General features: G+C 42.5%; 16 protein-coding genes. 9 read left to right on the forward strand and 7 right to left on the reverse strand.

Annotated features, from left to right (window positions below; all coding sequences use genetic code 11):
- Positions 1–446: 446 nt before the first annotated feature.
- Positions 447–3,569: an MFS transporter gene (locus V7K53_RS28190; RefSeq protein ID WP_335200774.1), complete on the reverse strand. Its 3,123-nt coding sequence runs from the start codon at positions 3,567–3,569 to the stop codon at positions 447–449.
- A gap of 546 nt (positions 3,570–4,115) precedes the next feature.
- Between V7K53_RS28190 and V7K53_RS28195 the strand changes: the two genes are divergently transcribed.
- The 4 genes from V7K53_RS28195 (at position 4,116) to V7K53_RS28210 (ending at position 7,372) form a co-directional block, all read left to right on the forward strand.
- Positions 4,116–5,396 (forward strand): general stress protein, encoded by a 1,281-nt coding sequence (locus tag V7K53_RS28195; protein ID WP_335200775.1) that lies wholly within the window; start codon positions 4,116–4,118, stop codon positions 5,394–5,396.
- A 142-nt stretch (positions 5,397–5,538) separates the two neighbouring features.
- Positions 5,539–6,000 carry a BON domain-containing protein gene (locus V7K53_RS28200; RefSeq protein ID WP_335200776.1) on the forward strand — a complete coding sequence of 154 codons (462 nt, stop codon included), beginning with the start codon at positions 5,539–5,541 and terminating at the stop codon, positions 5,998–6,000.
- Positions 6,001–6,187: 187 nt separating this feature from the next.
- Positions 6,188–6,622, forward strand: a complete 435-nt coding sequence (locus V7K53_RS28205; RefSeq protein ID WP_335200777.1) for a CAAD domain-containing protein — start codon at positions 6,188–6,190, stop codon at positions 6,620–6,622.
- A gap of 342 nt (positions 6,623–6,964) precedes the next feature.
- Entirely contained in the window at positions 6,965–7,372 is a 408-nt protein-coding gene (locus V7K53_RS28210) for a hypothetical protein (protein WP_335200778.1), read from the forward strand.
- A gap of 408 nt (positions 7,373–7,780) precedes the next feature.
- Here V7K53_RS28210 and V7K53_RS28215 read toward each other — a convergent pair whose 3' ends face one another.
- Both V7K53_RS28215 and V7K53_RS28220 read right to left on the reverse strand, forming a co-directional pair.
- A complete protein-coding gene (locus V7K53_RS28215; RefSeq protein ID WP_335200779.1) occupies positions 7,781–9,331 on the reverse strand; it encodes a metallophosphoesterase family protein in 1,551 nt (516 codons plus the stop codon).
- Positions 9,332–9,484: 153 nt separating this feature from the next.
- Positions 9,485–10,456, reverse strand: a complete 972-nt coding sequence (locus tag V7K53_RS28220; RefSeq protein ID WP_335200780.1) for a YegS/Rv2252/BmrU family lipid kinase — start codon at positions 10,454–10,456, stop codon at positions 9,485–9,487.
- Between the two features lie 862 nt (positions 10,457–11,318).
- Here V7K53_RS28220 and V7K53_RS28225 point away from each other — a divergent pair.
- From V7K53_RS28225 to glgA, 3 genes are all read left to right on the forward strand, one after another.
- A complete protein-coding gene (locus tag V7K53_RS28225; RefSeq protein ID WP_335200781.1) occupies positions 11,319–12,056 on the forward strand; it encodes a phycobilisome rod-core linker polypeptide in 738 nt (245 codons plus the stop codon).
- Positions 12,057–12,265: 209 nt separating this feature from the next.
- Complete coding sequence (hemC, locus tag V7K53_RS28230) at positions 12,266–13,237, forward strand: hydroxymethylbilane synthase (RefSeq protein WP_335200782.1); 972 nt, start codon at positions 12,266–12,268, stop codon at positions 13,235–13,237.
- Positions 13,238–13,374: 137 nt separating this feature from the next.
- Positions 13,375–14,814 carry a glycogen synthase GlgA gene (gene glgA / locus V7K53_RS28235; protein WP_335200783.1) on the forward strand — a complete coding sequence of 480 codons (1,440 nt, stop codon included), beginning with the start codon at positions 13,375–13,377 and terminating at the stop codon, positions 14,812–14,814.
- A gap of 160 nt (positions 14,815–14,974) precedes the next feature.
- Here glgA and V7K53_RS28240 read toward each other — a convergent pair whose 3' ends face one another.
- A complete protein-coding gene (locus V7K53_RS28240) occupies positions 14,975–16,246 on the reverse strand; it encodes a HEAT repeat domain-containing protein (RefSeq protein ID WP_335200784.1) in 1,272 nt (423 codons plus the stop codon).
- Between the two features lie 194 nt (positions 16,247–16,440).
- Entirely contained in the window at positions 16,441–16,623 is a 183-nt protein-coding gene (locus V7K53_RS28245) for a hypothetical protein (protein WP_094350501.1), read from the reverse strand.
- Between the two features lie 250 nt (positions 16,624–16,873).
- Here V7K53_RS28245 and V7K53_RS28250 point away from each other — a divergent pair, with 250 nt between their 5' ends.
- Both V7K53_RS28250 and V7K53_RS28255 read left to right on the forward strand, forming a co-directional pair.
- Complete coding sequence (locus tag V7K53_RS28250; RefSeq protein ID WP_335200785.1) at positions 16,874–17,113, forward strand: hypothetical protein; 240 nt, start codon at positions 16,874–16,876, stop codon at positions 17,111–17,113.
- A 32-nt stretch (positions 17,114–17,145) separates the two neighbouring features.
- Positions 17,146–18,054 (forward strand): HEAT repeat domain-containing protein, encoded by a 909-nt coding sequence (locus V7K53_RS28255; protein WP_335200786.1) that lies wholly within the window; start codon positions 17,146–17,148, stop codon positions 18,052–18,054.
- Positions 18,055–18,075: 21 nt separating this feature from the next.
- Here the strand turns inward: V7K53_RS28255 and V7K53_RS28260 are convergent, their stop codons facing one another.
- Both V7K53_RS28260 and V7K53_RS28265 read right to left on the reverse strand, forming a co-directional pair.
- Positions 18,076–18,684 (reverse strand): HEAT repeat domain-containing protein, encoded by a 609-nt coding sequence (locus tag V7K53_RS28260; RefSeq protein ID WP_335200787.1) that lies wholly within the window; start codon positions 18,682–18,684, stop codon positions 18,076–18,078.
- Between the two features lie 286 nt (positions 18,685–18,970).
- Positions 18,971–19,465: a bleomycin hydrolase gene (locus V7K53_RS28265; protein WP_289795384.1), complete on the reverse strand. Its 495-nt coding sequence runs from the start codon at positions 19,463–19,465 to the stop codon at positions 18,971–18,973.
- Positions 19,466–19,504: the final 39 nt, after the last annotated feature.

Raw genomic sequence — 19,504 nt, forward strand, 5'->3', positions numbered from 1 at the left:
ATTGGCATCAAAATAGATTGTGCCAAGAGTCATTTTATGTCCTTTTACCTGATGAACTCACAGTTTATAGTAGCAATCTGCTAGCAAATAAGCAGATCATTTTCTACGGAATTATATTAGGTTTTAGGACATTTTTACTGTATTCAGAATAATTAAGAGTATGATACTACCTCAAGCTTAATTTTTTCTATCTTTCAGAAATAATAATTAACTCTTTTTTGTTACTCTTGCTATAACGAAATATAAAATACTTTTTCAGATAGAGTTTTTTGATATATCATTCAGAGGAAAAAGGCTTTTCAGATTTTTGCACAGATGCGGTAATCATAAGTAATTAACGGGACTTAATATCACGGTACTTTTTTGATTTATAAAAAAAGTGGCATTCATTTATAAAGACTGAATGCCACTTTGTATTTCTCAAAATTTCTGATGATGCAGATATTTTACCCAGCTAGAGTTATCCCAGTCACAGCGATCGCACCTGCGATCGCACTGGCGCAAAGAGAAGTAATCGCTGTGCCAAATATCCACCATGCAGCATTGGCAACGGTTTTCTTGGTTTCTTCGGCTTGCTTTTTGGCTTGCTCTTGAATCGCTTTCAGGCGTTTTTGAGTTTCTTTCTGGATGCGTTCGGCTCGTTGTAATACGCCATCCCGCGCCGATTCTATTTGGTTAATTATGCGGTTGGCATCTGCCTCGGAAATATCTTCACGAGAACTCAATACAGCAACTAAGGTGTCACGATCGAATTCACTAAGGCGATCGCGCAATGCTTCAAATCCAGCTTGGGGATCGTCGAACACTTTCGCAAAGTCTTGCTTAATGCCTTCATAGTTGAGTTCGGAACGATTCAGGGAGTTGAGATAGTTGCGGACTTTCGCAAAAACTCCATCTAGCACTGATTGCACTCTCTGCTGAATCTGCTGGAATTGTTCGACAATCGAGCTACGAACAGAATCAATTTGATCTACAATTCGGTTAGCTTCTTCTTCTGAGATATCCTCACGTTGGGATAATAGCGCCACAATTGTCGAACGGTCAAATTTTGAGGCGCGATCGCTTAAATTGCCAATTCCAGCGCGGGGAGAAGACAATAGCAATTGTAAATCGCGTTTGATTCCTTCAGGATTGAGTTCTTCTTTGTTGGTATTACGCAGATATTCTTCGAGATTGGCTTCAAAATCTAAAGCTTGTTGAGTGGTACGCTTGGCTAAACGTCGTGGCGCTCTCAAGATATCACCAATGGCATCTTGAGCGCGATCGACGATCTGATTAACTTGCTCTTGGCTCAAGTCACCGCGTTGACTCACAAGTTTAACCAAGGTTTCTCGATCGACATTAGATAAGCGATCGCGCAGTGCTAAGGCTCCAGCTTGAGGATCGTCGAGTAATTTCTCCAAATCGGCTTTGATACCTTCTGGATTAAGTTCTTCCAAATTGGTATTGCGGAGATAGTCGGCGATCGCTTTTGTAGTTTTTTCGTACTGTTCTTTCGCCTGTTGCGGTACTTGCAAAATACTATCTCGGACTGCTTCGAGCTGATCGAGAGTTTGGTTTACCTGTTCTTCGCTCAAATCTTGACGCTGACTGAGCAATTGTACCAAGGTATCGCGGTCAAATTGGGATAGGCGCGATCGCAAAAGGCTAATTCCGGCTTGCGGATCGTCTAGTAGAACTCTAAACTCACGTTTGATAGCTTCGGGATTGAGTTCGTCTTTGTTAGTATTCCGCAGATATTCTTCAACTCTTTGGCGCAGTTCATCGGCTTTAGCTTTTGCTTGCTCTTGCAATTCCCTAGCACGATTCAAGAGATTGTCGCGGTTGCGTTCGAGTTGACTAACAATATTATTAGCTTCCTCTTCGCTGATATCTTGACGCTGTTGGAGCAATTGTACAAAAGTATCGCGGTCAAATTGCCCAAAGCGGCTACTTAAATCTTCAAACCCAGCTTGTGGATCGTCCAGCAACTTGCCAAAGTCTCGTTCAATACCTTCGGGATTGAGTTCGTCTTTACCCGTCGAACGCAGATAATCTTCGATGCGGCTGCGGAAATCTTGCCCTTGTTCTCGTGCTTGAGCCTGTTTGACAGTTTCTAAAACTTCCAGGCGATCGCTTTCCATTTGTTCGGAAATTTCTTTCACTCTAGCTTCGCTAATATCACCGCGTTGCTTTAGTAAGTTGGTGAAATATTCTTGATTGATTTCTTCCAACTCTCGTCTCACAGTTGCCGGATCTGCATTTACGTCATAGATGACTTCTTTAAATTCATCTACTAAGGTAATTCGGTTAAAGTGCCAAGGGAACGAATGCAATATGTAATCTTCTACATCTGCCTTAATCGCGTTTTCCAGTGATATGGGTAATTTTGCAGATACTTGCTCGGTCGCCTGTTCTCTAAACTTTTGAAATTGTTCTGTGACTTGCTCGACATCGACATCTTGAACTTTTTCTTTCAGTTTTTGCAACTGAGTTGTAATTTTGTTCACATCGATATTAGAAAGGTTTACCCGTTCCAGAACTGCTGGTGCAGCTGCACTTAAACCATACCTAATAGCTTGTTTGATTACACCATTGCCATTACCGCCTCCGATTGTAACCAGTTCTTGAAGCCGTTCGCCCAATTGCTCAGAATTAAGTTCTTCAGGAGTAGCGGACTTGAGTAAATTAATTACTTGTTCCGTGGGATTTTTGCGATTTAAAGCTTGTTGCCATGCACCTTCAAATTGGTCAGCAATATTATTGATATCTTCTTTAGATAAATCGCTACGGCTGCTGATTAAATCAACAAATGTTTGGCGATTAACATTTTGCAAGAGGTCGCTGTTAGCGACAGATTGTAAATCTGTATCCTTAAGAAGTTGGTCAAATTGACTCCGAATTTCTTTGATATCCAGCTTTGGCAATTGCAGAGAACCTAAAGAACTTTGGATGGTATTTTTAATACCTTCAGAATCAAAACCTGAAGTTAATTCCCGCCGGACTGCGGCTGTAATATCTTCAGCAGTAGAAATTAACTGTTTTTTTGCAGTATTAGCACCGATGCCAGCAGTTGCCGTACCCATCAGAGCTTGAAAACCAGAAGTAACAGTATTAGATATAGAACCAATTAAAGAACCTACTGCTGATGAACCTAACCAAATTACTAGTGAAAAATAGGTAGACCAAATGACTACACCAATAATTGCTCCTAAAAATGCGCTTTCGATTAGGCTAAGTTTTACTGCTAAAAAACAAGCAATAAATAATGCAATGCTAACGGTTATTAACGCCCAAGCACCAACTTTAGCTTGACCTTTACGAATTGTCTTACCCAAACCTTCAGACTCGTCATCAGAATCTGAGTCAATTTCCCAAGATGAAATTCCGACCGCAACTGAAAAGTTTGTCAATAACAATTGAAAGGCAAATGCCATCAAAACCCCAGCTAGCAGTGCTACCAACAATTTAGGCCCAGAAAAAACAACTGACGCTTCTTCTGGAGTTAGTACTTCCTGAGCTAAAGTTATCGGCGCTAATCCAAAAGGTAGCCGATTCCATCCCAAAACAGTTAAAACATCTTGAAACATAGGATTTTCTCGCTTTTACTCAATTAAATACCCATTTATAAAATGGCTTATTTATCAGCTTAATTATCATTTATGTAAGCTGTCACTTTCTTAGGTAATAGGTTGATTTGCCAAAAGTCATATTTAAATAAATCAATATTTTTCTTATTTTTTCTAAATAGAAAAATGTATACTTTATGATTTAGTAAAACTTTCTTAATAAAAGTTTATTTAAAAAAAACAAATTTTCTAAAATTGTATCTATTGATATAGCAGGCTATCAAAGGGTAAGTTACAGTATCAAGCGGTAGAAACAATATTTTTCGCTATCAACTATTGTTGAGATAGTTCAAAAATATAATAATTGATATATAAATTTTATAAAAATAAAATACATTTTTTAGTTGAGATTTTGTTACTAACTTTAGATAAAACCACCTATGTCTAATGATAGAGGTAAAAATTCTTCCAAGCGATTGATGAAAATAAAACAGAAAAATGTATTAATAAAGGTTATTACGAGCTATGAATTAGTGAATAATTAATTTTTGCTGAGGAGAAAGAATAATGGTAGTAGGTCTACATAAACGTGCTGTAGGTGTGTTTTCTCATCGTCGAGATGTTGAACATGCTCTACATGAATTAAAAAAAGTTGGCTTTGATATGAACAGAGTTTCTGTCATTACCCAAGATGGGGACAGAGACGATATTGCTGGTGCAGATGTGAGCGATCGCGTTGGCGATCAGTCTGACGAAGGTGCTAAAGTCGGAGCAGCTACAGGCGGTGCTTTGGGCGGATTGGCTGGTTTATTAGTCGGTCTTGGCACTTTAGCAATTCCTGGAATCGGGCCAATTATGTTGGCTGGAGCCGCAGCAACCACCTTAGCTACAACTCTCGCGGGCGCAGGTATTGGCGCAGTAGCTGGTAGTTTGCTTGGTGCATTGATTGGTTTAGGAATTCCCGAAGAACGAGCCAGAGTTTACGACGAACGTGTTAAACGAGGACACTATTTAGTCATTCTCGATGGTACAGAGGCAGAAATACTTAGAGCAGAAGCAATTTTAAATCAGCAGGGTGTGGAAGAGTTTGGCATTTACGACCACCCAGATGCGACAAATGCAACCACTGGTTATGTGACTCCAACTTCTACTGTGGGTCATAGTGGTGTTGCGAAACGGGCGATCGGGGTATTTTCTCATCGTCGAGATGCAGAAGCAGCAATTACAGAATTGCGAGATGCAGGTTTTTCCTTGAATCAAGTCTCCATCATTGCCAAAGATACAAACGGTCATGGGATCGCTGGTGTAGATGTAGATAGAAACGTTGGTACTGGTAATAAAGCAGACGATGGCGCAAAAACTGGAGCAGCTACAGGCGGTGTTCTGGGCGGCTTGACCGGCTTATTAGTTGGACTTGGAACTTTAGCAATTCCTGGAATTGGGCCCGTGATTGCAGGTGGTGCAGTTGCAACAGCTTTGGCGACAACATTAGCTGGTGGTGCGATCGGTGCAGCAGCAGGAAGTATTGTAGGCGCACTCGTTGGCTTGGGAATTCCTGAAGACAGGGCGCGAGTATATAGCGATCGCTTCCAAAGAGGCGACTACTTAGTAATTCTTGATGGTACGGAAGCTGAAATCCATCAAGCTGAAGCGATTCTCAAACGTCGAGGTATTGAAGAATTTGCCATCTATGATGCCACTGAAATTAGTGACTATCGCCCAGGTTCCGACCGAGTAACGCATCATGACGCAGCAGTAGTCGATCCTATTCGCCCCAATTACTCAACAGAGCCTCATAGAAACGATCCTTCTGTAGTTATTGTCGATCGTCGTGATGAAGTACTTTAACCTAAAGTAGTTTTCACTCACATTAATTAGACAAAATTGCAGGAGCAATAATTTGAAAACTTTGCTCCTGACTAAAAAATCTTGCTCCTCACTTTTGCCGTAAATATCAATAGATTTCACTTTCTGATTCAGAATTAAACCAATGAAAAAGCTAACCCCCTTCGTAATTAGTTGCCTTTTATTGTTTGGTGTTGCTGCTTGTGATAACGCTTCTAAAACAAGTGAATCTGCACCCAACAATCCTAATGAGGCTCCCCAAACACCAAATGCAAAAACAACAGAAGCTTCTCAAAAAGACGCGCAAAGTGAAGTTCGTAGAAGACAACTCAATGAGGATATTCGCGCCCGCGAACAGCGCAATAATACCACTGGCGGCGATACAAAAAGAGCTAAAGCTGACTTAGAAAGTGAAGTTCGCTCCAAATTGGAGGCTAATATACCCAAGGGTCAGCTAACAGTTAATGCCGCAGACGGTGGTGTTGTAACTGTCGCCGGAACTGTGACTAATCAGCAGGAGTTGGCTAAAATTGAAAAATTAGCTAAGGAAATTAAAGGTGTCAATAGTGTAGTTGTGAAAGCAACTGTTGCCAAAGTAACTAACTAGGGCAACTAACTAATAAATCCAAGCGAGCAGGTAGGCATAAAGAGATTTAAATGCTCCTGCTAAACCTAAGTGGTCAGTAATAAATTTAACTGGCCACTAATAGTTGAAAACTGACGACCTTAATAACTATATTTGTTGATGCTCAGTTCAGTTATACAAAGTCTTGTAGTTACCAAACATAAAAACTATGGAAACCGAACAACAGCAACGTGAATCGATCAATGCTTCCTTATCACAAGGTACGCTAGCACTGGAAGGTACTGATAGTGCAAACTTGCCTAAGTTACCGCCAGCCCCCGAACCTGAATCTCAATGGCAGCAAATTAGCAGACAAATTTCTCAATTTTTAGAGCAACTGCCCCAATACTTTAGTAGGTTTTTTCAGGACTACAAGCAGCCTCTAATAACCGTTGCTTTAATTTTGGCGGCGATTGTTACAGCTAGGTTAGTACTAGCGGCACTAGCTGCAATCAATGATATTCCCCTACTCTCACCACTTTTTGAGTTAGTTGGAATTAGTTATACCAGTTGGTTTGTTTTCCGCTATCTACTGAAGGCTTCAACTCGCCAAGAATTAGCCGATGAAATTCAATTACTGAAAAACCAATTCGTGGGCGAGTAAATTTACTAACCATTAAACTAAGATTTACACGGGCAAATAGAATTCGCAGCTACGCCAACTCTCATCCGCCTCTACGGAATTGGGTAAACCCTTGTATAGTTGCAGTTTCTAATTGCCCTTTTAATGTTAGATTGACTCAACTAAAACCCTTGTTCTACCAAGAAATGTAAATAAACAGTATTTAACCGGATTCCATTTTAGTCTTTTGGATACATCAAAAGATAGAGAATATAACATTATTTTAATTTTAAGTCACTTCTCAAGATAGTAGTTCGGAGATGAAAAACAACCTAATCTAGTTTTTGAAGTTATTTAATAGATTCTTTAACGAGGACATAAATTATGGCTAATGAAGCAGTTAAGAGAGATACAGATTCATCCGATCGCGCGGAAGTCGATAATTACGATCGCGGCATTATCCCTGCTGAAACCGCCGCTAGAATGGAAAGAGAAGGAGATCGTTACAAAACCCGCCCCACAGAAGAACGGGAAGCAGATGCACCTACTGACGATCAAACCGATTCAGGAAGTGTCCGCACCACTGACGGCTATACCGTAGACAAAGAAGGTTTGTTAAATAACTATGCAGTTGAACCAGAAATGTACTACGAAGAACCTGGTGATGCACGCCAGCAAGCGGCAGAAGATACGGAAGAACGTATCGAAGAACTTGGAGAAATTAATCAGGACGAAGAAGGCAAGTTGACAGATAAAGGTGACAGCCGTGGTAGAGGCCCAGGAGTAATTTAACTAACAACTCTTTTGCTGGGTGCAATTACACGTAAGAAGGCTAAATAGGTGTTTTCTAGAGACGCAATAAATGCGTCTCTAATTTTTTATATTTTGTCTGGTTAAAGACTTACCATTAAGACCGGACAGCGGCAGGGTTTTTAGGCTTTCTGCATAGATTTGAGAATTATAACTAATTAGTCGGACGTAATATGTAATATGATGTCTCTACATTTATTTTGATACCAATTCAATTAATGATTGCAACACATCCTTGGGTAGAGACGTGATTCATCGCGTCTCTACAAATGGTCTATTTGCTGCATTCTTTTTTCCAATTGGTACGAGTCGAAACAATCCCATTGGGGACTTACAACAAATAAAAGACAAAGCGCTTTGGAGTTCTACGGGTTTAATATAGCAGTATTACTAGATAATAAGTGGCTCAAGTTCACGATTATGCCATTGCCGCTGATGCCATTCGGCAACCAAAGGACGGACAATAAACTTGGGCTGTCCATCACCTTTAACGTCAATACGTAAACCTGAATAAGGTCGCCGTTTCTGAAAACCTTGACCGTTGCGACCGATGAACAGATGCGATCGCGCCACTAACCTATTCTCCTCCATCAAATCTGCTCCCTCAATCCGTTGGCGTCGCAAACTAAACCCGCTACCGCCACAAACAATCCAGTGGATATGAGAATCAGCGTGTCCCGTATCCATCGTTTCCAGGTGTTCTAAGCAGTGTGCGTGACCGTTTAATACCAAATCGATCAAAGGACGACCCTGAGTTAAGGAACCGATTTCTTTGGCTACCGCATCCAACACGCCACGCAAGCGATCGCGAACGATTAAAGTTTGCGCTTGTTGCCACTTCGTCGCCTCAGTTACATAAGGTGGATGATGGAAATAAATTATCCTTCCCCGAACTTCAGGATTATTCCAAGATTCAATTAATCTTTGCTTGAGCCAATCCAGTTGTTCAATGTCAGTCAGCGTTGTTTTATTAGTAGCTAGTTGTTTATCGATATCAACAATAATTTCTTCAATTTGTGACATCTTGGCATGGAAGTCATCTAATTGATCTGCTTCATTCGGATTTTCCGGGCGAAGTTTGGCTGAGGTTTCAATAATTTGCTGCTTTTCTTGCTCGAAGTATTCACGGCGTTTTTCTAAGAGTTTGCGATCGGCGTTACCTTTTTTTGTTTTCGGTAGCGGTGGTGGATCGTTAAAGGTATTAGAATCCAAAGCGAAGAAATCAATACCGCCATAACGAAAAGTGTAATAGCGATTGGGAAGGCGGGTAAATTGCCCAGGTTGATAAGAAAGACAACGACCTGTATCTGTCTTGGCTGTGTAGTGCCGGTCTAAGTGACTGGCTAACTCTTCTGGAAGCTGAAACGCCTTCAGATAGTCGAGAAATGCCTTTGCGTAAGCGTCACCGCATCCTGAGCCATGTAAACCCACATCTAGGTCTAACCGCGATCGCAACAGGTGACGAATGGGTAATGTTGTTAGGGATGCCAAGCTCAATAAAATCGGCAAGTTATAGTAATCGTGATTTCCCGGCACTGGTAAAATGGGCAGCTTAAAAACCATCTGGTCATAAGCAATCCGTTTGCGATGCCCTATGCCGGAGATAAACTCTCGGTAAGGCTGAATAAAGTTTTGCTGGTAATATTCACTCGATCCCACTAAATAGATCACATCCCCCGTATGCAGCATAAAACGGGATTCGTTGTGATGGGGCAGCATAAGTTCAGCCACCTGTCGCTGGGGATTGTGTCCTCTGTGTCTGCCGGAACCACTATCACCGACAACTAAAAATGAGAACTCAGAGTCGTCTGTTTGACCATCTTCCAACACCAGCCGAGTTTGGTCGATATCCCGTTCCACAATTAACGGATCTTGCCACCGTACCCGCTGATTCATTTTCCGAATTTTCTTAGCGATCGCTGGATCAGATACAAGTTTCAATGCAACCTACTCCTGAGTTTTCAATTGAAGGTGAGCAGGAGAATGAGGCAGGGGAGCAGGGGAGCAGGGGAAGTTTTAGTTTTTAGTAAATTTTTCTCCTCTGCCCCTCTGCCCCTTTGCACCTCTGCCTCTTATGACCCATGCCCCATACCTTCATTCTTCTGCTGTATCTTTCATCTCAATAATTAGATTAGGGAGTCCCTCTAGTTTTTCGGTCGGCTCAACTTCTTCTACTAATGGCACAAAAATTCTTAAGCCTGCTGGTACACACTTAATTTCTACAGGTGTTGTGCCGACTATTTCACCATCTAGAACAACTTTTTGTGGTGGGTTAGTCGTAATTTTAAATTGTTTCGCTCGCAGGAAACCAATATCATCTCGTTCAACAGCGTTACCTGTCGAAGCTGTTTGAAATAGATGAAATGTGGCAGCGATCGCTCCTGCCTTGTTAGCGGGAGCTACAATCGTTAAATCTAGTAACCCATCATCATAAACCAGACCTGCTGGGCCTTGAGCCAAAACTGAAGTGGGAGGTGCGGCGTTTGCTACTGTTACTGCACAGGCACTAGTTTTAATTATCCTATCTTCAGTTTCAATTTCAACATCAAAGTTATGTAAGCTTCTTAATTGCTGGATTCCTGCCAAAACATAGGCCATCATCCCAAAGCGATTCTTGGCGTCTCGATCTGCCAATTCTACAGTTTCAGCTTCAAAGCCAATACCTGCCAAGAGTACCATTGGGCGATCGTTGCAATAGGCTACGTCTACATGGGTGGTTGCTCCCTGCAAAATTGTCTGACACGCACCTGCGATCGTGTCAGGAATTCCTAAAGCTGTGGCAAAAGCGTTCGCTGTTCCTCTGGAAATGATCCCAAAGGGGATATCAGTTCCCACTAAAGCCGCCGCCGCTATTGAGAGAGTACCATCTCCCCCAGAAGCAATAATTGCATCTACTCCTCGCTCTACAGCTTGATATGCCAGTTGATCGGCATCGATTTCTTCAGTTGTAAGATAAATATCTAGATCGATCTCTGGCTCTAATATTGCCCGAATTTCTGCTAGCTCTGTATCTGGGTCGCCCTGACCCGCAACAGGATTGAAGATTAAACAGGCGGAACGATTCATAAGGTATAATAATTAAGCTTGGATAACTAATGAAGATAGCAAATTATTCTTAGCATTCCTGTAAATTTTCAACTTCTCTTTTGGGGCTGAGTTTTTTAGAGATATTGAACAAGTTCAGCGCAATATGCGATCGCATCATACCACCAAGAAAAGGCAAGAACCTTTAATCGTTCTTAAAACCTTCCCAAAGAACTCTATTTTTAGCCGCCTGTTTCAAATGACTCACTCAACTCCAAAGGTATTTGGTTAGTCGGTAGAAAAATTTAAAGCCATCATCAGAATTGTATATAGACAGGTTTTAGGAAATTCCTATATTATGGGAAGTGAGCAAATTACTGTTCTTGAGTCGTAGTTTCAGCAAAGTGAAATCAGCGATCGCAAGTTTATCCGTTTCGTAGCGAAATTTGAGTTGTATCGTTGCCTATTTTTTAGCAGTTGCCATTGTTGTCGGGCAATTTAATTGAATTTTAGGCATCTTTTCAGTTGCGCTCCCATCAATGCGTAAATCCAGCTAACATCTCAATTGCTTAAGCAACTTATTAAAAGTAGGCAAAGTTCCACTACAGCCTACTAGTACAATGTCTAAGTTAATCTTGAGGGTTTGTAGTAAGCACTAAAGTGCTTAGAAAATAAGGACTGAAGTCCTTACTACGAACTTAAATTTGGCATACGACTAGTCAGTTTTGCGGCAATTACAACTCAAAGGGCTAATAACTGGAGATAAGGGAGACAAGAGCAACAAATGTCCCTAAGGAGTGCTGAGTTGGGAATCTTCAGAACTCGGAACTGACTCAACGCCTCGCTAATGGAACTGTTTTGCCTCATACATAATGCCCAATCCCTGCAAATTTATAGCTCTAATATGTCTATTCCTTTGTTAAGCTATTCCCCTTCATCTCGAAATCACCGTGTATCTGGATATGAGATTCTTGGCGACGAGCAACCTAAAATTTATACAGCCGAATATTTGCAATCATCACTAGAAATCGATGCCTTAATTAAGGCAGCCTATCGCCAGATTTTCCACGAACAACAGATGCTAGATAGCAACCGCCAAACCTGTCTAGAATCACAACTGAGAACTGGTCAAATTACAGTTAGGGATTTCATTCGAGGATTAGCAATATCCGATGCATTTCGGCGACTCAATTACGAAAGCAACAACAATTACCGCTTTGTGCAGATATGCGTACAGCGCTTATTGGGTCGTGAGGTTTACAATGAACGCGAAAAACTAGCGTGGTCAATTGTCCTAGCTAGTAAAGGACTGCACAGGTTTATCGACGATTTGGTGGATAGCGAGGAGTATATGAGTAACTTTGGTTACAATACAGTCCCCTATCAACGGCGACGGATTTTACAAGGACACTCTCTAGGGGAATTACCTTTTGCCAGAATGGCTCGTTATGGCGAAGATTATCGCGATAAATTGCCGCTTCCCTTGACGAGAAAGCAGGTTGAGCCTTTTAATTTACAGACCTTCTTACGCAGTTCTGACAGAGATGTGGTGTTATTGCTATTAGCTTCGACACTGGCACTGATTGCCTTGTTTAGTTTGCTGACTATATTTGGTTATTTCCCAAAATTTGGTGGGTACTAGCTGAAACTTGAGGATGTAGCGATCGCTCACAATGGCGATCGCAATATCCTCAATGCATAAAAATTCTATTATTTGAGATTTCACAACCAAGCTTTTGGTAAAGAATTGTAATCCAAAATCCAAAATCCAAAATCCAAAATTCGCATGAGTCCCTGACTACGGTAGTCTAGATGAGAGTGAATTTATCGCCTCCTTTGATATATTGTTTTATGACTTCAGTTGTTTCTAGTCCCCCACGCACTATTCGGATCGGCTCACGTAAAAGCCAACTTGCTCTGGTTCAAACCTACTGGGTACAAGAGCAACTACAGAAAAGCTTTCCTGATATCACTTTTGAAGTCCACACCATGTCTACCCAAGGCGATAAAATCTTGGATGTAGCATTAGCTAAGATTGGCGATAAAGGACTTTTTACTAAAGAACTTGAACTCGGAATGATCAATCAAGAGATTGACTTTGCAGTTCATTCTCTCAAGGATCTGCCGACTCACTTACCAGAAGGGTTAACGTTAGCAGCAATTACTGAACGAGAAAACCCAGCGGACGCATTAGTAGTGCATGAAAAGCACAAAGATAAACAAATCGATACGTTGCCAGAAGGTGCGGTAATTGGTACATCTTCTCTACGGCGGTTAGCACAGTTACGCCATCATTTTCCTCACTTTACCTTTAAGGATGTGCGGGGAAACTTGATTACACGGTTGGCAAAACTGGATGCAGGCGAATACGATGCTTTGATTTTGGCAGCAGCAGGATTAGAGAGATTGGGAATGGGCGATCGCGTTCATCAAATCTTACCCAAAGAAATCTCCCTCCACGCCGTTGGACAAGGAGCTTTGGGGATAGAATGCCGTGCTGATGATAGTGAAGTGTTATCTCTACTCAAAGCAATTGAACATACCGAAACACGCGATCGCTGTCTCGCCGAACGATCTTTCCTTCGCTCTCTAGAGGGCGGATGTCAAGTACCTATCGGTGTTAATACAGAAATATCTGGTGAGAATTTGACCTTAACCGGGATAGTCGCCAGTGTAGATGGTCAAAAGTTCGTCAAAGATACCGTTACCGGACTTGCCAATAACGCCGAAGCACTAGGCGCAGAACTAGCAGAACTGTTGCGACAACAGGGAGCGCAAGAAATTTTATCAGAAATTTTTGCGGTGATTCAGCGCGGTTCCTAAGCAATTGGGCAAGCCAATGTGATTAGATAAGAATTGATCGCCGTTGCACTAAATATGTGCCAGACGCGACAATTCGCGTTGGTCGGGATTTCAGAAAGTTAATTTGACAATATAGACTCAGGGAAGCAAAAATTACCATGCGGATTCTATTTGTTGCAGCAGAAGCAGCACCCATTGCGAAAGTAGGAGGAATGGGTGATGTTGTCGGGGCATTACCCAAAGTCCTGAGAGAAATGGGGCATGATGTGCGGATATTCTTGCCTTACTACGGCTTCCTGCCAGACAAAATGGAAATTCCCCAAGAACCAATCTGGTGGGGAGATGCCATGTTCCAGCACTTCGCAGTATACGAAAGTGTTCTGCCTGGTACTGATGTTCCCTTATACTTATTTGGACATCCGTCCTTCATGCCGCGCCGCATCTATTCTGGAGATGATGAAGATTGGCGGTTTACATTGTTTGCTAATGGTGCAGCCGAGTTCGCCTGGAATTACTGGAAGCCAGATATTATCCATTGTCACGATTGGCATACAGGAATGATTCCCGTATGGATGCACCAAGATCCTGATATCACCACAGTGTTTACCATCCATAACCTGGCTTATCAAGGGCCGTGGCGTTGGTATTTAGAAAAAATTACTTGGTGTCCCTGGTATATGCAAGGACACAACGTCATGGCGGCGGCGGTACAATTTGCCAACAAGGTAAATACAGTTTCGCCCACCTATGCCGAGCAAATCAAGACAGCTACTTACGGTGAAACATTAGAAGGTTTGCTGTCCTTTATTAGCGGTAAATTATCTGGGATTATCAACGGTATTGATACTGAGGTATATAACCCAGAAAATGACAAATATATTGAGCAAACCTTTACTGCTGATACTTTAGATAAACGCAAAGCTAATAAAATTGCTTTGCAACAAGAACTAGGATTAGAAGTTAATTCCAAAGCCTTTTTTGTTGGGATTGTTACCCGATTAGTGGAACAAAAAGGCATTGATTTGATATTGCAAATCCTCGATCGCTTCCTATCTTATACAGATGCCCAGTTTGTGCTATTGGGGACAGGCGATCGCTACTATGAAACTCAGATGTGGCAATTAGCATCCCGTTTCCCCGGACGTATGGCAACTTACTTACTGTATAACGATGCCCTGTCTCGCCGGATCTACGCTGGTACTGATGCCTTCTTGATGCCTAGCCGTTTTGAACCATGCGGTATTAGTCAAATGATGGCTTTGCGCTACGGTTCTGTACCCATTGTCCGCCGCACAGGTGGATTAGTGGACACCGTAACCCATCACGATCCTGAAAATGCTGCCGGTACTGGTTATTGCTTCGATCGCTATGAACCGCTAGACCTTTTCACTTGTATGATCCGAGCTTGGGAAGGCTTCCGTTTCAAACCGCAATGGCAAGAACTACAAAAACGGGGCATGAGTGAAGATTTTAGTTGGTATCAATCTGCTAAGGAGTACGTGAAGTTGTACAGGTCAATTTTCGGTTTGCCAGAAGAAGAAGAGACTCCAGAACCAAAGTTAGTTTTAAACGAAGCAGTCACTAGCACCAGCAAGTAAAAGGGCGGTTAGAAACCGCGTCTACACAGGCAAAACCCACACTTCTCTACGAGACGCTGCGCGAACGACAAGCTCAGTGACCGCCTCCGTGGGTTTAAACCTCAATTTTTCCTTAGTCTGCGGAGGCGGACTTTGTTTGTGTAGCCGCGACTTCCAGTCGCTATTGATTACTCGTTGCTTTCGCCCTAATTAGCCAATCACGATCGCTAGTGCAAATTTCCCGACCGGAGGAGTCTCCTAAACGATCTAGCGCTAATAAACAAGCGTATTTCAAATCCCAAATCGGTGTATTCAGGCAAATTTTGATTTCAGGAATTGCTCGTGAATCACCCAATTCACCAAGAGCGATCGCACACGCCGCACGAGATTTCTGAAACTGAGGTTCGCGGTTGTGTAGGTTTTCTATTAATAAATCGTAAGCAGGAGCATATTTTAGCCAGCCGAAAAGTTTCATCACATGATAATGAGCGCCATAGTCGTTATATGCTTTGTCGCCATAAGTTGTTAAGAGTGCTGCTGGTGCTTCCTGTGGATAGATATCTAGTAAGGTTTTTGTCGCTAAATAGCAACGTCCAAAATCGGTTTCGTAGAGTTCGTTAATCACAAAATCTAGAACAGGGGTAGCATCATACTCATGTACTAGATCGAGGTCATTGGGACGATCGTAGAGTACTTGCTCTAAGTAAGGTTGAATTTCTGTAAAGGTAATTTCACCACTGGGAACACCTGCATCCAAAAGCATCCGCAATCCTCGCAAGCGAAACACCAGAGATACTGGACAACGAGCAATTTCTGGGATGGCTTTGTAGTAGCGGGAATCAATCAGGTCTTGAATAGAACCGCGTCGTGCATTGACGCTAGAACTTTGCAGCAGCGCCATCACCTCAGTAATTTGGGAATAATCACCCGTGAAGCGACAAACTGTAGCGATCGCCGCACTACGGGTAGGTTCATCCTCAATTTGGGTAAACTTCCGTACACGTTCTAGGGACGGCTGATAGTCAGCGTTAGCTAAAGTGTGAATAATGACTCGATAGATTTGACCTGGTTTATCAAGCAGTTGTGCTACCTCTTCGAGAATTTCTGGCTCTTTAGTGCCAATTTCCCCGATTGCCCACACGGTATTTTCAACAGTATAAATATCATCATCTTTAAGGCACTGCCGAATTACAGGTAAAGCTGATTGCGCCTGCAATCGCCCCAGACTTTCCACAGCTTTGCGTCGGACAATTCGGTGGTCTAACTCATCAGGGTTACTAGTTTCAATCGCCCGCACCAAAGCCGCGATCGATTGCTCAGTTGGGAAGTTAATTAAATGGGAAACAGCAATATACTTATCAGAAGCGTCTTCGAGTTGTTCTAATGGTGTATCGATAATTGCGATCGCTTCTTCTTCTGTCAACCCAAACATTTTAAAAAAACGTTTATCCATTGATCTATAAATGGCTCTTGGATAATTGCTTTGAAGTCACTTTTACTATCGTACTAGGGACTGGCTACTAGTGATTGGGGACTGGGAAGATGAAGCCTAGATGGGGCGAGTCCAAAATAACAAAGTTTGGCCGAGGTAGAGCCAAACAAACCAAAAAACCGCATCATCGCCCTCAAAAAAACTGTACAAAAAAGCTATTCATCCTCATCTCCTGATGGTCGTTCGCTGTCACTTTGTTGAGTGTTCCACTCTAAAACAATACGCTCTAGCATTTCCGCCTGCGTACAGTTATTTACAGCAGCGTATTGCTTAATTAGCTCTCTTACTGTGGGACTAATATGACGTATATCTAGTGGGTTGTTTCTTGTCGTTTCCACGATCTTTTTCCAGAATGTAGTTGGGTTAAACTTTTGAAGATTTACGTCAAAAAACTTTACCAGTGGTAACGCGATCTGAGAAGATCATAATATATGCATTTGTCAGCTATTAGTTCAGTTGTCTCTTGCTAATTGTTCAGTTTTATGTAACAGCTAAATGTTAGTCTTTAGCGAGTAACCAAATACAAGCATGTTTGGGAACATCAATCGCACATCATTCATATAAACACATATTTAGGAAACCAAACTTATGGATGAAACCTCTAAACTCACAACAGCCAATAACATAACCGCTCAAGATTTAGCAGAAGTGATTGCAGAACTTGAGCAATATCGGGAACGTCTAGTTCAAGAAACTACGGAAACGGCAAAACGGGCTAAGTTGATGAGAGTAAGCGTTATGGCAAAACTAGAGCCTGAGCTTGCCAAGATTGATTCTGCCCTCCAGGAACTCCGTAATCAGCAGGCTGCCCTGAGTGGCAGTAACTAGTCATTTGTCTTGATAATTTAGCTAGAGATTATATGCTCAACTCCGAAACTCAATCCGGGGCAGATTCGTTAAATCTGTCCCATGCAGAAACTGACGCTTTATTTAAAGCGGTGAGCGAGCAATTAAGCTTAAATACCTTTAACTCCGATGACCAAGAGCTACTAAAGCGGATGGTTGAGAGTATGGGAGACTCACGGGGCATGGTTAGGTTGAGTTTTGCAGAGGCTTTGGGTAAAATCGGCAAACCAGCAACCCCTTTATTGATGGAAGCTGTGGCAAATCATCCCAACCCAGTTGTGCGGAGAGCCAGCGCTAAAACCTTGACATTGATCGCTGACCCGATCGCAGTTCCCACTTTGGTCAATGCCCTCTTAAATGATGAAGATATGGTGGTCAAAACCTCGTCGGTAGGGGGGCTGGCCAAAATAGGTGAAGCAGCTGTACCAGCATTGCTGAAAATCTTAGCGTCAACCGAGTATCCAGAAAGTGCCAAAGGTCATGCAGTATGGGCGTTAGGATTTATTGGGGCAGAAGCGAAGGAGCATTTATATCGAGAGATCAACTCCGACTCGGCTGAAGTTCGGGCTGCGGTGGTGGGTGCGATCGCTAAAATTGCTCAAGAAGGCACTCAAGAAGGAGCATTTAATATTTTAATTAATGCCCTCAACGATCCATCTGAAATTGTCAGGTGTGAAGCCGCAGCAGCTTTGGGTAGTCTCACCTATCGCTCGGCAATTCCTAGCCTTGTTGAATTACTACATCATCCCGATTGGGAAACTCGAAAAGCATCAGCTTTGGCATTGATGAAGATTGGCGACGCTGCTGCTTTAGAACCCCTGCAAGCCGCATTAACTGAGGAAGAAGAAGCGGGGGTTCAGGCAGTGATGAAGTTGGCGATTTCTCAAATTGAGAGGCAGTTAGAGGAAGAAGCTTGGGAATAAAAGTAGTTGTAAGAGCGATCGCTACTCTCTCTTATATTTAATCACTTGATCTAATCGGGGCAAAGCACTCACCGCTGACTCTCGAACATACGGATCGATAGATTCATCATTTGTCAATGCCGTCAGTACTTCTACCCCTCGGATATCACCCATCGAACCGAGTGCATTGACGATCGCCACAGCCACGGCAACATTATCTATTGTTTTCAGAGCTTCAGTCAAAATCTCAAAGGCGGGAGAACCAATCTCACCCAATGCCATTACTGATGCGATATAAACAACGGGATTTTGGTCATTGAGCGCTGTTTGCAATCCCTGTAAGCCCTCATTTGGGAAGGGAACATCGGGATGATTAGCAGCAACCTGTGCTAAAGCTTTAGCACAACTACCCCGAATGGTCACATTATCACTATTTACTAATGACTCTACCAGTAGCGGTACAGCATCTATACCAATAGCACCCAGTGCTTTTACCGCAGCTCGACGATAGGTGACATCTTCTTCATCTAAAATACCCATCAGCCGAGGAATGGTATTTTCATCACGGACATCAGCCAGTTCCCACATGGCTCGTTCCCGCAAATTGGGGTTGGGGTGTTTTAACTGTGCAAATAAAGAATCTATTGTCATAAAAGAAAACTTCCCTGTTTAAATCCCCCAAATTCAATAGACATCTTGCAAAAGTAACAAATGCCAAGATGTTGGGGAAAGGTTAAAGGTTAAAGGGTAAGGGAAAATTTCATACCTTTACCCTTTTCCCCACTTCTGCAAGAAGTCCAATCATTAATTACGAATTATTAACAACAGAGGGACTCTTGGTCAATCACTCAACCTGATACAGGCAAAGCAACGGACTGAGAGTCCCTGAGTTTTAGAGTATAACGATCGCTCGTCTACGTCTAGTCAATCCCTATTACTATGAAAGGGAGTTGATTACGTAGTCAAGAAGAGAGCGGAACTCAACTAACGCTTGAGGAGACAAGTCGCGAGGAGAGCAAGCGCGATCGCGAGTATAAGTCAACGCGGTAACGTAGGGAGCGGTGGGCAGACCCAAAGAGCGATAAACTTCACGAGCACCTGCAATACCCCACTCATCCAAAGGACCAGTGCCGCCCACAACTAAGCTGTAGTTGATCAAGCGTAAGTAGTGCTTGATGTCGCGGAGGCACTTGTCTTTCTTAACTTGAGTGTCGCCAGCTTCACCATCTTGGCTCAGGTAAGGATATTTCTTGAAGGCAGCATCATAACCTTCCTTAGCTACGTTATCGATACCAGAAGCTAGCTTTTCAGCAGCTTCTAGACGAGCATTAGCACGCTGAATGCTACCTTGAACGGATTCTAGATCGGAACTGCTGGGAAAACGACCTGCTGCATCAGCAGATCCAATAACTGTAGTGATAACTGATTTCATTGCTTTTTATACTCCAGGTTAGATTTGATCGAGTTTTAA

Source organism: Nostoc sp., assembly GCF_036917355.1.
In the GTDB taxonomy this organism is placed as follows: domain Bacteria; phylum Cyanobacteriota; class Cyanobacteriia; order Cyanobacteriales; family Nostocaceae; genus Nostoc.